At 61.3% G+C, this 14409-nt stretch carries 12 protein-coding genes; 6 read left to right on the top strand and 6 right to left on the bottom strand.

The window, feature by feature from the left end:
* Nucleotides 1-13: 13 nt before the first annotated feature.
* The 3 genes from argF to RYZ20_RS11245 all read right to left on the bottom strand — a co-directional run bounded on the left by argF (nt 14) and on the right by RYZ20_RS11245 (nt 3189).
* Nucleotides 14-940 carry an ornithine carbamoyltransferase gene (argF, locus tag RYZ20_RS11255; protein ID WP_317673492.1) on the bottom strand — a complete coding sequence of 309 codons (927 nt, stop codon included), beginning with the start codon at nt 938-940 and terminating at the stop codon, nt 14-16.
* Nucleotides 941-994: 54 nt separating this feature from the next.
* Nucleotides 995-2164: an aspartate aminotransferase family protein gene (locus RYZ20_RS11250; protein WP_317673490.1), complete on the bottom strand. Its 1170-nt coding sequence runs from the start codon at nt 2162-2164 to the stop codon at nt 995-997.
* Nucleotides 2165-2394: 230 nt separating this feature from the next.
* Nucleotides 2395-3189 (bottom strand): ABC transporter permease, encoded by a 795-nt coding sequence (locus tag RYZ20_RS11245; protein WP_317673488.1) that lies wholly within the window; start codon nt 3187-3189, stop codon nt 2395-2397.
* A gap of 166 nt (nt 3190-3355) precedes the next feature.
* On the opposite strand from RYZ20_RS11245, the gene RYZ20_RS11240 reads away from it, so the two are divergent.
* Together RYZ20_RS11240 and rimO are read left to right on the top strand one after the other, a co-directional pair.
* On the top strand, nt 3356-3958 hold the full coding sequence (locus tag RYZ20_RS11240) for a GcrA family cell cycle regulator (protein WP_317673486.1): 603 nt from the start codon (nt 3356-3358) through the stop codon (nt 3956-3958).
* Nucleotides 3959-4035: 77 nt separating this feature from the next.
* Nucleotides 4036-5430, top strand: coding sequence for a 30S ribosomal protein S12 methylthiotransferase RimO (gene rimO, locus RYZ20_RS11235; protein WP_317673484.1), 1395 nt, complete (start codon nt 4036-4038; stop codon nt 5428-5430).
* 6 nt (nt 5431-5436) lie between these two features.
* On the opposite strand, the gene RYZ20_RS11230 is transcribed toward rimO, so the two are convergent.
* Nucleotides 5437-6198, bottom strand: coding sequence for an ion channel (locus RYZ20_RS11230; protein WP_317673482.1), 762 nt, complete (start codon nt 6196-6198; stop codon nt 5437-5439).
* Between the two features lie 119 nt (nt 6199-6317).
* Here RYZ20_RS11230 and RYZ20_RS11225 point away from each other — a divergent pair, with 119 nt between their 5' ends.
* The 4 genes from RYZ20_RS11225 to cutA all read left to right on the top strand — a co-directional run bounded on the left by RYZ20_RS11225 (nt 6318) and on the right by cutA (nt 11038).
* A complete protein-coding gene (locus tag RYZ20_RS11225; RefSeq protein ID WP_317673480.1) occupies nt 6318-7625 on the top strand; it encodes a KAP family P-loop NTPase fold protein in 1308 nt (435 codons plus the stop codon).
* A gap of 71 nt (nt 7626-7696) precedes the next feature.
* Complete coding sequence (ettA, locus tag RYZ20_RS11220; RefSeq protein WP_317673478.1) at nt 7697-9352, top strand: energy-dependent translational throttle protein EttA; 1656 nt, start codon at nt 7697-7699, stop codon at nt 9350-9352.
* Between the two features lie 108 nt (nt 9353-9460).
* The gene (locus tag RYZ20_RS11215; protein ID WP_317673476.1) at nt 9461-10723 is read left to right on the top strand and encodes a RelA/SpoT domain-containing protein; all 1263 of its coding nucleotides are present in this window, start codon (nt 9461-9463) and stop codon (nt 10721-10723) included.
* A 3-nt stretch (nt 10724-10726) separates the two neighbouring features.
* Nucleotides 10727-11038: a divalent-cation tolerance protein CutA gene (cutA, locus tag RYZ20_RS11210; RefSeq protein ID WP_317673474.1), complete on the top strand. Its 312-nt coding sequence runs from the start codon at nt 10727-10729 to the stop codon at nt 11036-11038.
* Between the two features lie 60 nt (nt 11039-11098).
* On the opposite strand, the gene hrpB is transcribed toward cutA, so the two are convergent.
* Both hrpB and RYZ20_RS11200 read right to left on the bottom strand, forming a co-directional pair.
* Nucleotides 11099-13585 carry an ATP-dependent helicase HrpB gene (gene hrpB / locus RYZ20_RS11205; RefSeq protein ID WP_317673472.1) on the bottom strand — a complete coding sequence of 829 codons (2487 nt, stop codon included), beginning with the start codon at nt 13583-13585 and terminating at the stop codon, nt 11099-11101.
* Entirely contained in the window at nt 13557-14291 is a 735-nt protein-coding gene (locus RYZ20_RS11200) for a DUF3108 domain-containing protein (RefSeq protein ID WP_317673470.1), read from the bottom strand. Before RYZ20_RS11200 ends, hrpB begins: the two co-directional genes overlap by 29 nt.
* Nucleotides 14292-14409 lie beyond the last annotated feature (118 nt).

Here is a 14409-nt window from a genome sequence, read left to right as displayed (position 1 = left end):
GTTCGGGGCCGGATCAGACGCCGAGGCACCAGCGCATGACGGCCTTTTGCGCGTGCAGGCGGTTTTCGGCCTCGTCAAAGATCACCGAGTTCGGGCCGTCCATGATCTCGGAGGTCACCTCGTCATTGCGGTGCGCGGGCAGGCAATGCATGAACAGCGCGTCCGGTTTGGCGTGGGCCATAAGGTCTTTGTTCACCTGATAGCCGCGCAGCTGATTGTGGCGGCGCTCTTTCGCGGATTCGGGGTCATGCATCGACACCCAGGTGTCGGTGACGACCAGATCGGCGCCCTCGACAGCCTTGAACGGGTCGCGCTCGATCTCGGCCTTCACGCCTTTCGAACGGGCGAAGTCCATCCACTCGGCTTCGGGGTCGAGGGGCTTCGGGCCGGTGAAGGTCATGTCGAAGCCGAACTGCCCCGCTGCATGCAGGAACGAGGCGCAGACGTTGTTGCCGTCACCCGACCAGACGACCTTTTTGCCTGCGATCGGGCCGCGATGCTCTTCGTAGGTCAGGATGTCGGCCATGATCTGGCACGGATGGGTGCGGTTGGTCAGGCCGTTGATGACCGGAACCGAGGCGTATTCGGCCATCTCCAGAAGGGTCTCTTCTTCGAAGGTGCGGATCATGATCAGATCGACATAGCGCGACAGAACCCGTGCGGTATCGGCAATCGTCTCGCCGTGGCCAAGCTGCATATCCGAACCCGACAGCACCATCGTCTGGCCGCCCATCTGGCGCACGCCCACGTCAAACGAAACGCGCGTGCGGGTCGAGGGCTTCTCGAAAATGAGCGCAACCATGCGGCCCGCAAGCGGCTGCTCGTCGTCCAGCGCGCCGCGCGGGCGACCGTTGCGGGCGTCCTTCATGGCACGGGCGGCGTCGATCATGCCGCGCAGGTCTTCGGGCGAGGTTTTGTGAATGTCGAGGAAATGGGTCATCGGTCTGGTCTTTCTGGGTCGGGGGGCAGGCCATGCCGCCCCCGCAGGAAATGGTTAGCCCTTCAGCGAGGCGGCGGTGGCCTCAAGGCGGGAAAGGGCTTCGGAGATGTCTTCTTCGGCGATGTTCAGCGCGGGCAGCAGGCGGACAACATTATCCGCCGCAGGCACCGTCAGAAGGTGCTGCGCATAGGCCGCCTTCACCACATCCGCCGCGGCGGGCTTGCATTTAAGGCCCAGCATCAGCCCCGCGCCGCGCACCTCTTCGAACACATCGGGATGCGAGGCGACCAGCCCTTCAAGACCCTGACGCAGCATCCCCGCCTTGCGGGCGATTGCGTCAAGGAAAGCGGGGTCGGACACGATGTCGAGCACCTTCTTGCCGACCGCGCAGCCAAGCGGGTTGCCGCCATAGGTCGAACCATGCGTGCCCGCAACCATGCCGGATGCCGCCTCTTCGGTGGCCAGCACCGCGCCAAGCGGGAAGCCGCCGCCGATGCCCTTGGCGATCATCATGATGTCGGGGGTAACGCCCGCCCATTCATGCGCGAACAGCTTGCCGGTGCGCCCGACGCCGCATTGCACCTCGTCGAAAATCAGCAAGGTGCCGGTCTCGTCGCACAGATCGCGCAAGCCCTTGAGACACTGATCGGGAACCGGGCGGATGCCGCCTTCGCCCTGCACTGGCTCGATCCAGATGGCGGCCGTTTTGTCCGAGACAGCGGCGCGCAGCCCGTCATGGTCGCCCCATGCGATTTGCTTGAAACCGGGCAGAAGCGGGCCAAATCCCTTGGCCATCTTCTCGGTCGCGACAGCGGAAACCGGACCCATCGAGCGGCCGTGGAAGGCGCCGCCGAAGGTGATGATCTCGGTCCGGTCAGAACCCTTTTCATACCAGTATTTGCGCGCCATCTTGATCGCCAGCTCGGCGGCCTCGGTGCCCGAATTGGTGAAGAACACGGTATCGGCAAAGGTCAGATCGACCAGCTTGTCCGCAAGGGCGCGCTGTTCGGGGATCTCGTAGAGGTTCGAGACATGCCACAGCTTCGCGGCCTGCGCGCTGAGCACCTCGACCAGCTCGGGGTTGGCGTGACCCAGCGAATTGACCGCAATGCCTGCCCCCATATCAAGGTATCGGCTGCCGTCCGCCGTCTCCAGCCAACTGCCGGAGCCTTTGACAAAGGCAAGAGGGGCGCGGGAATAGGTAGGCAGGACAGAAGCGATCATTCTTTGCTCCATAGAAGGAAGGCCAAGGGGTGCAACAGCGCGCGGGGCTCTGTCAACGGTTTCGGCCAGATAGCGGTGATGTTTGAGAAAATCTGTGGCGGATAGCCACAATCGGGCGGACGTCAGGCGCTAAAGCGGCGACGTCGCGAACGGAGGATATGATTGGCCCGTTTGATCATGAGGCCGCAGATAGAGCGTTTGGCGTGCCTTGTAAAGCGGCTTGCTGCGTCTCAGGCTTTCATGCGAAAGCCGGTCTTCAGCCAATACCAGCACAGCGTCATGACCGCGGCGACAAACAGGGCGATCACCGCAAGTCCCTGAACGGGGCTGGCGTCCGAGGCGCCAATCATGCCGAAACGCGCGCCGTCAATCAGGTAGAAGACCGGGTTCCAGTGGGTCAGCGCGTAAAACAGCGGCGGCAGCACGGATGCCGAATAGAAGGTGCCGGACAGGAACGACAAAGGCGTCACGATGAAATTGGTGATCGCGGCCATCTGGTCGAACTTGTTGGCCCAGATCGCGGCGGCAATGCCAAGGCTACCCATCAGCGCGGCCCCCAGAACCACCACCAGCACCAGCCACAGAGGATGTGTGGGCCACAGCCCCAGCGTCACGCCGACGCCCGCGCTGATCAACAGCCCCACGCACAGCGCCCGCACGATGGCGCCTGCCAGATAGCCCAGCAGAACCTCGGTCGCAGACAGCGGCGGCATCAGCGTATCAACGATATTGCCCTGCACCTTGGCGATCAGGATCGAGGACGAGGTATTCGCAAAAGCGTTCTGGATTACCGTCATCATCAGAATGCCAGGCGCGAGGAAATGCAGGTAGGGCACGCCCATTACATCGGCTCGCCCGCGCCCGAAAGCCAGTGCGAACACGGTCAGGAACAGCCCCGCCGTAATCAGCGGCGCCAGCAGGGTTTGCTGCCAGACTGTCGCGAAGCGCAGCACCTCGCGCCAGGCAAGGGTCTTCATCCCCAGCCAGTTCCACCGCCCGAAACGCCGCTCGCCCATCTTGGCCATTGCACCCTCCATCATTGCCAGCGTGGTATCATCGCCGCAGGGGAGGGTGCAATCGGTGCTGTGGCGCCTTGAAATCCCGCTCTTCAACTTGTATCTCGGCATGTCCCCACTAGAATGGGGCAAGATCCATCCCGCGCCGGTGCGGGAAAAACGCAAGGGGATAGCCATGTCCTGGACCGACGAACGCGTCGAGCTTCTGAAAAAGATGTGGGCCGAGGGCCAGTCTGCCAGCCAGATCGCCAAAGAGCTTGGCGGCGTGACGCGCAATGCCGTGATCGGCAAGGTGCACCGTCTGGGCCTGTCGAACCGCGCAGGCGGGGCAGCCCCCGAAGCGCCGGCAAAGCCGGTGAAGGCCGCGGCCAAGCCTGCGCCAAAGAAGGCGGTCAAGCCCGAAGTGGCAGAGCCCGAAGCCTCCCCCGAGCCGCAGGCCGCCCGTCCCGCGCCGCAACCCGCCGCGGCGCCCGCCTCTGCGCCCGTTGTGCCGCTGCGCAAGCCGATTGTTCCGGCGGGGCAGCCGTTGCCGCCGCAACCCTCTGCCAATGAGATCAGCCCCGAGGCTCTGGCCAAGGTGGGCGAGGTCGAGAAAAAGGCCCGCAAGCTGACGCTGATGGAACTGACCGAGCGCACCTGCAAATGGCCGATCGGCGACCCCGCAACCGAGGATTTCTGGTTCTGCGGTCTGCCCTCGCAAGCGGGCAAACCCTATTGCGAGGCCCATGTCGGCGTCGCCTTTCAGCCGATGAGCTCGCGTCGCGACCGCAAACGGTAAGCCCCGCGTGCCGCGCAAAATATGATACCTTTCTTCAAGGCGGGCCGTCAGGCTCGCCTTCGCATTGAGAGCCGCCAATGAGCCAGAACCCGCCGAACCTCCGCCCCGATCTTGCGCCCAAGGCCCGTATCGAGGATGCGCCGCGTCCCGGTCAGCCGGTGGTAGGGATGGTCTCGCTTGGCTGTCCTAAGGCTCTGGTTGACAGCGAGCGCATCCTGACGCGGCTGCGCGCCGAGGGCTACGCGATTTCGCCCGATTACAAGGGCGCGGACGCGGTGATCGTGAATACCTGCGGTTTTCTGGATTCGGCCAAGGCCGAAAGCCTTGAGGCGATTGGTGAGGCGCTGGCCGAGAACGGCAAGGTGATCGTGACCGGCTGTTTGGGTGCTGAGCCCGAGTTTATCACTGGCGTGCATCCGAAGGTTCTCGCCGTCACCGGGCCGCAGCAATACGAGCAGGTTCTGGATGCCGTGCATGGTGCGGTCGAACCCTCGCCCGATCCGTTTGTCGACCTTCTGCCCGCGACGGGCGTGAAGCTCACGCCGCGCCATTTCAGCTATCTGAAAATCTCGGAAGGCTGCAATCACCATTGCAAGTTCTGCATTATCCCCGACATGCGCGGTAAGCTGGTCAGCCGTCCTGCCCATGCCGTTCTGCGCGAGGCTGAAAAGCTGATTGATGCTGGCGTGCGTGAGCTTTTGGTGATTTCGCAGGATACCTCGGCCTATGGTGTGGACCGCAAACATGCGGCAAGCCCGTGGAAAGACGGCGAGGTGCGCGCCCATATCACCGATCTGGCCCGCGAGATGGGCAAGCTTGCGCAACCGTCGGGGGCCTGGGTGCGGATGCACTACGTTTATCCCTATCCGCATGTGCGCGACCTGATCCCGCTGATGGCCGATGGTCTGGTGCTGCCCTATCTGGACATCCCGTTCCAGCACGCGCACCCCGATGTGCTTAAACGCATGGCGCGCCCTGCCGCTTCGGCCAAGACGCTGGACGAGATCGCAGCCTGGCGCGCGGCTTGCCCCGATATGACGCTGCGTTCGACCTTTATCGTCGGCTATCCGGGCGAGACCGAGGAAGAGTTCCAGTATCTGCTGGACTGGATGGACGAGGCACAGCTCGACCGCGTGGGCTGCTTCCAATACGAAAACGTGGCTGGCGCGCGTTCGAACGACCTGCCCGATCATGTGCCCGCCGAGCTTAAGCAAGAGCGGTGGGAGCGCTTCATGGAGAAGGCGCAGGCCATTTCCGAAGCCAAGCTGGAGGCCAAAGTCGGCACGCTCCAACAAGTCATTGTGGACGAGGTGGACGCCGAAGGCGCGACCTGCCGCACGATGGCCGACGCGCCCGAAATCGACGGAAATCTGTTCATCGACGAAGGCTTCGAGGATCTGACGCCGGGCGATATGGTCACGGTCGAGGTGGACGAGGCCAGCGAATACGACCTTTGGGGCCGGATCGTCTGATCCGCCTCAGGTCAGCCCCTCGGTGTCGATATGCACCGTCGCACCGCAGTGCTTGCAGTGGATGGCATCCGCGTCATGCAGGGACAGCCCGCAAGTGGTGCATTCGTAGCGGACCTTGCTGGGGCGGAACAAAACCTGCGCCAGCCGCAAGAACAGCGTCACCCCGAAGATCATGATCCCGACGGACAGCAGCCGCCCCGTCGTGCCATGCAGCGTGATGTCGCCAAATCCCGTCGTCGTCAGCGTCGTGACGGTGAAATAAAGCGCGTCAGCGTAGTTGCGGATGTCCTCATTCCGGCCGAATTGCGTGGCATAGATCAGCCCCGTCATCACGAACAGGAAAACCCCGAGGTTGATCGAGGCGAGGACGATGTCCTCGTGCTTGCGGAAAAAGGGAAAATCCTGCCGTAGCCGCGACAAGAGCTGATAGGTGTGCAACAGCCGCAGCGTCCGCATGACGCGCAAAAACCCGAAACTGTCGCCGATGAAAGGCGCCAGAAACGAGACCATCGCGATAATATCGGTAAGCGTGGCGGGGCGGGTCCAGAAGCTGATCTTGCGGTCGGAAATCGCGAAGCGCGCGGCGAAATCCAGCACGATCAGCACCCCGATCACCGCATCCAGCGCGGTCGTGACAGGGGTGCGGGGCAGAAACGAGGTCACGATCACAAACAGGATCGTCGCCAGATCGAACCCGAGGATCGCATAGCGGAACCGATGGGCCGCATGGGTCTCGCCCTCATACAAATCGCGCAGTCTGGACAGCATGGAACATCCTTTCGTTCCTGCCCGTTTAGCGCGTTTTCGGGTGGGCGCAAAGAGAGGCTATTTACTGGCGAGGCAGCACAGCGCTAGGTTGTGTGAAGGTATCGAGTGAGAGGTTTCAGATGCGGCTGACAAAACGCGCGCCCCAAATCGTGATCGGGACAAGCACCTTCGACGGCGATGCCGATTGGCTGGATCGAACGGCGTTTGGCCAAAAGTTGTCAAACCTCGTCGATGCGTTGGACAGCCCCACGGTCATCGCGCTGGATGGTGAATGGGGCAGCGGCAAATCGCATTTCCTGAAGCTTTGGGTCGGGGCGCATAAGCTCCAGTTCAAGGGACATGCCGAGGTCGTCTATTTCGACGCCTTCAAAGAGGATTTCCTTGACGACCCGCTGATAAGCCTTGTGGCGGCGATTGCCCCTGTGACCGAACCGGAGGGGAAGCTCGCGCAAGCCGGAAAAACCCTTCGTCGGCTCGCATTACCCTTGGCAAAAGGCGGCGCGCGTATTGGTCTTGCTGCGGCGAGTTATGGTGCGACGGCCGCGGTCGAGGGCGTCTGGGATTCTGTTGCGCTTGCTGCGGGGGGCGAGGCGCAAAAAGTGGTGGATGACATCGACAAACTTTGGGCGCAGGAAGCCACCAAACGTGCAGCGATGGAGGCTTTCCAGAATACGCTCAGAACTCTGGTCGAGACTTCGGCGGAAGGCGCCCCTGCCCAAAAGCTTGTCATCATCATCGACGAGCTGGACCGCTGCCGGCCCGATTACGCGCTGTCCTTGCTTGAGACGATCAAGCATTTCTTCGCGGTGGACGGGGTGCATTTCGTGCTGGGGGTGAACCTGAGCGAGCTGGAGAACTCGGTCAAGGCACGCTACGGGGCAGGGTGCGATGCGACGATGTATCTGCGCAAGTTCATCACCTTGATGGCGCATTTGCCCGATCTACAGGATCGGGCGGGGAAGGTTATTACTGTGCCAGCATATGCGGAAAAGATTGCTAAAGCCTATGATTTCGAAGAGGAAATAGCCAAGGCGTTCGTGGGTTGGATCGAGGCGCGAAATTCGAAGAAGCCGCTCACCCTGCGCGAGATTGGCAGATGTGCGCAGCGTTTCGCGCTGGTTGCGCCCAATCTGGCAGGTAAACGCCGTGACTGGGTCGGTGCGGTGACCGCCGTAACGATTGTCGATGTGGTCGAACCCGAGATGGGAAAACGGCTAAGACGTCAGGATTTTAACGGAGAGACTCTGAACTCTTGTTTTTCGGGGGGCGTAAGTGAGAAGTGGAACTTTGACATGCTGCTGAGGTTGACCACCGCGGATTGGGATGCGCGCGCCGAGGGTGACGCCTATTTGAGCGACTACAACAAGGATGGCCTCCGCCAGATCTATACCGACTATATCGACACCTGGCTTCCTATCAAAAGCTAGCCCCTTTCCTCGCGCGCCGCTTTCCCGTATCTAGCCCCAAACCCAGAAAGTCTTTGCGCGAAAGGTGCCCTATGGCCTCGTATCAATATGTCTACCACATGGATGGCGTCTCCAAGACCTATCCGGGCGGTAAGAAATGCTTTGAAAATATCCGTCTGTCCTTCTTGCCCGGCGTGAAGATCGGTGTCGTTGGTGTCAACGGCGCGGGTAAATCGACGCTTCTGCGGATCATGGCGGGCGTGGATAAGGATTTCACCGGCGAGGCATGGGCCGCGAAGGATGCGAAGGTGGGCTACCTATCGCAAGAGCCGCAGCTTGACGAAAGCCTTGATGTGCGCGGCAACGTGATGCTGGGGGTTGCGGGCAAGCAGGCCAAGCTGGATCGCTATAACGAATTGGCGATGAACTACTCGGACGAGACCGCCGACGAGATGGCGCGCCTGCAAGACGAGATCGACGCCGAGAACCTTTGGGATCTTGACAGCCAGATCGACGTTGCGATGGAGGCTCTGCGCTGCCCGCCGGACGATGCCAATGTCGCCACCCTCTCGGGCGGTGAGCGCCGCCGTGTCGCGCTGTGCAAGCTGCTGCTTGAGGCGCCCGACATGCTGCTTCTCGACGAACCGACCAACCACCTTGACGCGGAAACCATCGCCTGGCTGCAAAAGCACCTGATCGAGTATAAGGGCACGATCCTGTGCGTGACCCACGACCGTTACTTCCTTGACGACATCACCGGCTGGATTCTTGAACTCGACCGCGGCCGGGGCATTCCCTACGAGGGCAACTATTCGGCGTGGCTGGAGCAGAAAGCCAAGCGGATGGAGCAGGAGGCCCGCGAGGATAAGGCCAAGCAGAAGGTCCTTGAGAAAGAACTCGAATGGATCCGCGCCGGTGCCAAGGCCCGTCAGGCGAAATCCAAGGCGCGTATCTCGGCCTATGAAAAGATGGCTGACCAGTCCGAACGCGAGCGCGTTGGCCGCGCCCAGATCATCATCCCGAACGGCCCGCGTCTGGGTGGTAAGGTGATCGAGGTCGAAGGCCTGTCCAAGCACTACGGTGACAAGCAGTTGATCGAGAACCTGTCGCTCTCGATCCCGCCGGGTGCGATTGTCGGTGTGATCGGCCCGAACGGCGCCGGTAAATCGACGCTGTTCCGCATGATTACCGGTCAGGAAAAGCCCGATACCGGCACGGTCGAACTGGGCGATACGGTGAAGCTGGCCTATGTCGACCAGTCGCGCGACGCGCTGGATGCGAATAAAACCGTCTGGGAGGAAATCTCGGGCGGGGCCGAACAGATCGTTCTGGGTGACGCCTCGATCAACAGCCGGGCCTATTGCGGCGCGTTCAACTTCAAGGGCGGCGACCAGCAGAAGAAAGTGGGCCTTTTGTCGGGTGGTGAGCGCAACCGCGTCCACATGGCCAAGCTGCTGAAAGAGGGCGGCAACGTGCTGCTTCTGGACGAACCGACCAACGACCTTGACGTGGAAACCCTGCAGGCGCTGGAAGCGGCGATCGAGGATTTCGCGGGCAACGCGATCATCATCTCGCACGACCGCTTCTTCCTTGACCGCCTGTGCACCCACATCCTCGCCTTCGAGGGCGACGCGCATGTCGAGTTCTTCGAGGGCAACTTCGAGGCCTACGAAGAAGACAAAATCCGTCGCCTCGGCCCCGATGCGGTCGAGCCCAAGCGGGTGAAATACAAGAAGTTCTCGCGGTAACCCATTTACCCGCGCAGCTTAGAGTTGTAGCCTCCGCACAGTGATGTGCGGAGGTTATTGTTTCTTGCACGTCTTGCAGATCAGATGGTGATTAAAAGATTGGGCAACATGATCTCGAAGTCAAAAATTGATAAAGCCGGAAAAGTGTTGAGTGATAAAGGGCGGGTGTATGATGAACTCTCGCTCGAACTTGACTATATTTTTGAAGATTTTCGTAAAGCGCATTTGGAACCGCTTACTAAACTCACATTAGATATTCAAAGTTGGCTCCAAAATTATGGCCAACAATACTATATCGCACAGCGTTTAAAGAGACGCCCGCAAATACTGCGTAAACTCCGTCGATTTAGTGTTCGCTTGTCTCAGCTTCAGGACATTGGTGGCTGCCGTATTGTTGTCGAGACAAATGAAGATGCAAACAAACTAATTTCTTATCTGCTCGAAACAATCTCTTGTAATTCCGCGTATGAAATTGTCCGTGAAACAGATTATCGAGACTGGGGCAGAGACGACTCTGGGTATAGAGCGTTCCACTTTATTTTGAAGCATGAGGGGCGGATGATGGAGCTTCAAATCCGCAGCCGCCTTCAGCACTACTGGTCGGAAAGCATTGAACGCACATCCGTCATTTATGGGAAGCGCTTAAAAGAACAGGAAGGTGACGCAGAAGTTCTTCACTATTTTAAGTTATTCTCTGATGCGCTGCACTTTATTGAGCAAGATCGACGCATAACTTCCGAAAAAGAAATTGAACTACAGCGTCACCGAGAGCTTGCAGAAGCTATAATCGGCCAGTCAACAAGGCGAGGTGTGCTTTCTAGCTATGTTAATGAGAATATCATCAAGACATTAACAGAGGTTGAGAAAGGCTCCGAAAGTGAATTTAATAATTGGATTCTTGTTTTTGATTGGAGGGACGGAAACTTTTGCCTCTGGGATGTGGTCAAACGTCATGCCGATGAGGCTGTCGAGGCGTATCAGAAGTATGAGTCGCAATACTTGGAAGAAGACAAGTACGAAGTTGTTATGATCGGCTCTTCCGACATCTCTTCGGTTAAGCATACGCACAGTCATTATTTTGGTATTGAACATCACAGTAACGCGCTTGAGGAAATGGAAAACGCAATCATCGGGCTTTCCGCGCGGATGTCGATGGATGTGGGGGCTAGACGTATTCTATCTACTTTAAATCGCCAAGGTCGATGGGGAAAAAAGAACATTAAAGTAGACACCTTAAAGAACCATTTTTGCCAGAATGTTGCAACATTTCACGATTCATTGGAGCTTTTAAGAGGCCGAGGCTTTATCATCGGAGATGACCCCATCTCTCTTGATATAAAGAAGAATAGAGAAATTCGGGACTTAGTATAAAGAATGACCATCCTCCGCCTGCTCACCTACACCGCCACCCCCGAGGAGGCCCGCGCGATTGCGGCGGGGTTGCTGGAGGCGCGGTTGGTGGCTTGTGCGAATATCGGGTCGGTGTTTGAATCGCATTATGTCTGGCGGGGCGCGCGTGAGGTCTCGGACGAGACGCAGCTTTGGCTGAAAACGCGGGTTGATCTGCGCGAGGCTGTGATGGCCGAGGTCGCCCGTTTGCACCCCTATGAGGTGCCGCTGATTGCCGCCGATGAGGTGATGGTGAACGCGGCGTATCGGGACTGGGTGATCGCGCAGACCTCTTGAAGCCGGGCACGCAAGCCGGGGGCATCGAACCCCCGCCTTGCGTCGGGCGCGTGCGCCCGTTCAGGTTCCGCGGGGTTTGGCGCGCAGTGTCGGATCGGCCTCGCGCGGGTCTTCGGGCCAGGGGTGGCGCGGATAGCGCCCGCGCATATCCTTGCGGACATCGGCGTAGCTGCCCTCCCAAAAGCCCGGCAGGTCCATCGTCACCTGTATCGGCTTTTGCCCCGGCGACAGCAGCGTGATGCGCAGCGGCAGGCGTTCGGGACCGACGGTCGGATGAACCGTAACGCCGAACAGCTCTTGCAGGCGTAGCTCGATCGAGGGGGTTTCTGCGCCGTAGTCGATGGGCACCTTGCGCCCCAGTGGCGTGGTGAAATGCGCGGGGGCAAGGCGGTCCAGCTCTTGCAATTGCTCCCAGGTCAGCGCGCCGCGAAGCGCATCGGTCAGATCAAGATTGCGCAGATCGCCTTCGGTGCGTTTGCCGCGCAGATAGGGGCAAAGCAGCGCCTCGCCCTGCTCCAGAAGCGCTGCGTCCGAGAGGTCGGGGAAATCGCCACCCTGCGCGCGCAAGAGCGCCACGCGGGCCTGAAAGCGGCGCGCGGCGGGCGTCAGCCCCAACCCGATCTGGCGCAGCCCCTCAAGCGCGCCCAATGCCAGCGCCTCGGGTGGGGCATCTTTCCAGTGGCGGTCGGCCAGCACCAGCGCGCCGAACCGTTCCTGCGTGCGGGCGATGACGCGGCCCTCGCGTTTTGACCAGTCGCAGATGTTTTGCCACCCGATCTGATCAGCAAAAAGAGCGCGGACTTCGGCTTCGGAAATTCGTATCCCTTGCCGGATGCGGGTTTCGCGCGGGTCGCCATCAAGGTCGGTTGCGACGATCAGGCGGCAGGTGCCAAGCGCGTCGCCCTCTGGCGCGACAGCCCCTTTGCCGCCCGACAGCACATAACGCGGCGCATCGCCCGTGCGGCGCAGGCCGATGCGGTCGGGATAGGCAAGGGCTGCCATCTCGGCGGGGGAATAGCGCTGCGCGGGGACGGTTGTCATGCGGGCAAGGCGTTTGGCCTCTTGCCGCGCGCGTTCAAGCGTGCCGCGATGGATTGGCCAGGGGTGCGCGGCCTCGAACCGCTTCGGATCGTGATAGGCCTCAAGGCGCAGAGACAGATCGACCGGTGCGCCCTTAAGCAGGTCGCGTTCCGCCAGCAGCGCGGCAAGGGGGGCGGCATCGGGGCCGGCGGTCAGCAGCATATGGCCAAGGCGCGGGTGCAACGGCAGGCGCGCGAGCGCCCGCCCGTGGTCGGTTATGCGGCTGACCTTTAGCGCGCCAAGCTCGGTCAGAAGGGCGCGGGCCTCGGCCATTGCGGCGGCGGGCGGTGGCGTCAGGAAGGTAAGGTCTGCCCCGTCCGTGCCCCAAAGCGCCAGATCAAGCGCCAGCCCAGCCAGATCGGCAACCTGAATCTCGGGCGGCGCGAAGGCGGGCAGGGCGCCTTCTTCGCCCTTGGCCCAAAGGCGGTAGCACACCCCTTCGCTGACACGGCCCGCGCGGCCGCGGCGTTGCTCGGCCTCGGCGCGGCTGACGCGCTCGGTCACAAGGCGCGCCATGCCCGACGCCGGATCGAACCGCAGGCGCCGCGCGCGCCCGCCATCTACGACGGTGCGGATGTCCTGAATGGTCAGTGAGGTTTCGGCAATCGAGGTAGCCAGAACCACCTTGCGCCCGCTTGCGGCAGGGGTGATCGCCGCGCGTTGGGCGGCAAACTCCATCGCGCCAAAGAGGGGGCGCAGCGCGACGCCTGCGGGCAGGCAGGGTTTGAGCAATGCCTCGACGCGGCGGATTTCGCCCTCGCCCGGCAGGAACACCAGAACGCCACCCTCGGTTTCGGCAACCGCCTGTTCGACCAGCCCGGCAAGTGCACCCTCGAACCGCATCGAGCGGTCACTGGGACGGTCCAGCCAGCGGGTCTCGACGGGGAAGGCGCGGCCCTCGGAAACCACAACCGGCGCATCATCCAGAAGCACCGCGACGGGTTCGGCGTCCAGCGTGGCCGACATGACGACCAGTTTCAGATCGTCACGCAGCGCGCCGCGCACCTCCCATGTCAGCGCAAGGCCAAGATCGGCATTCAGGCTGCGTTCGTGAAACTCGTCGAAAATCACGCAGCCGATGCCCGAAAGCTCGGGGTCGGATTGCAGGATACGGGTCAGTATGCCTTCGGTCACGACCTCGATCCGCGTGACGCCTGATACTTTCGCCTCGCCGCGAATACGGTAGCCGACGGTCTGGCCGACGGGTTCGCCCAAGGTTTCCGCCATCCGCTCGGCGGCGGCGCGGGCAGCGAGGCGGCGCGGTTCCAGCATGACGATCTTGCCCGTCACCTCGGGGAGCAGGGCCAAAGGAACGCGCGTGGTTTTCCCCGCGCCGGGCGGCGCCATAAGCACCGCCACTCCCCGCGCACGAAGCGCAGAGATCAGCCCCGGCAGAGCCTCGTCAATGGGAAGAGTCGTTTGGTCACTCACACCGGCCTTATCGCCGTTCCAGCCGCCCTTGGCCATAGATTGTGTCGGTCGCAACGCGGGTGACTTGCAGGCGACCGTCCTTGGTCGGGCGGTAGGTCAGGGTAAAGGCCATGCGGCGTTTCTTGGCGATGTCCTTTTTCGAGAACCCGTCCAGGCGCTGATACTCGCCCGCGCAGGTCACGCCTTCTCCGTCAGGTTCGGGCGGGCCGATAGATACCCGTGTGCGCCGCGCGCCATCGAACATAAAGGTCGAGAAATTGCAGGCCGCACCCGCATCGACATCGCGCAATACGAGATAGAGCGCGCTGAGCGGATCAAGCGTGCCGCCCTGCGTCGCGGGGGCGACATCGCGCGCCTTCGGGGGGCGGGGCGGGGTGCGCTTTACCTTGACCGGCGTGCCATTGGCGTAGGTCATGTTGAACACGGTATTGCGCGAGGGGGTGTCGGCCGTCTCGGTGTACTGTGCGGGCACAAACCCGTTCGAGATCGCGCCGTTCACCCGCGCGGTATAGCGCACCTTGCGCAGCATCGCGGCGAGGCCCGTCGTTTCCAGAACTCCCGCGGCGGAATAGTGCGTCTCGTTGCGGCTGCCGTTGATCGCAAGGCGTCCAGCGGGAATCCCCTTGAGCACAACATCGAACTCGATCTTGTCGTCGATGGTTTCGGCGCTTGCGGGCGTCAGGGCGCAAGCCAGCACAAGGGCCAGAAGCGGGCGGGATAGTCGGGCGAAAGAACTGGTCACGGGCGGGAGGCTCCTGAAGAAAAACGCATCCACTCTGGACATACACCGCGCGGAGAGGGCAAGAAACCCAAACCCGTTCACATTCTCTGACGGTTTTGTCAGAGGCAGATGGAATTGC

Source organism: Pseudothioclava alba (assembly GCF_033100795.1).
GTDB lineage: Bacteria > Pseudomonadota > Alphaproteobacteria > Rhodobacterales > Rhodobacteraceae > Pseudothioclava.
This window is presented reverse-complemented; position numbering and strand designations above follow the sequence as displayed.

Coding starts and splice junctions, on each gene's coding strand:
- cutA (WP_317673474.1), top strand. CDS start 10,727: ATGACCATCCTCCGCCTGCTCACCTACACCGCCACCCCCGAGGAGGCC.
- RYZ20_RS11250 (WP_317673490.1), bottom strand. CDS start 2,164: ATGATCGCTTCTGTCCTGCCTACCTATTCCCGCGCCCCTCTTGCCTTT.
- hrpB (WP_317673472.1), bottom strand. CDS start 13,585: ATGGCCAAGGGCGGCTGGAACGGCGATAAGGCCGGTGTGAGTGACCAA.
- RYZ20_RS11240 (WP_317673486.1), top strand. CDS start 3,356: ATGTCCTGGACCGACGAACGCGTCGAGCTTCTGAAAAAGATGTGGGCC.
- argF (WP_317673492.1), bottom strand. CDS start 940: ATGACCCATTTCCTCGACATTCACAAAACCTCGCCCGAAGACCTGCGC.
- RYZ20_RS11225 (WP_317673480.1), top strand. CDS start 6,318: ATGCGGCTGACAAAACGCGCGCCCCAAATCGTGATCGGGACAAGCACC.
- RYZ20_RS11245 (WP_317673488.1), bottom strand. CDS start 3,189: ATGGCCAAGATGGGCGAGCGGCGTTTCGGGCGGTGGAACTGGCTGGGG.
- RYZ20_RS11230 (WP_317673482.1), bottom strand. CDS start 6,198: ATGCTGTCCAGACTGCGCGATTTGTATGAGGGCGAGACCCATGCGGCC.
- rimO (WP_317673484.1), top strand. CDS start 4,036: ATGAGCCAGAACCCGCCGAACCTCCGCCCCGATCTTGCGCCCAAGGCC.
- RYZ20_RS11215 (WP_317673476.1), top strand. CDS start 9,461: ATGATCTCGAAGTCAAAAATTGATAAAGCCGGAAAAGTGTTGAGTGAT.
- ettA (WP_317673478.1), top strand. CDS start 7,697: ATGGCCTCGTATCAATATGTCTACCACATGGATGGCGTCTCCAAGACC.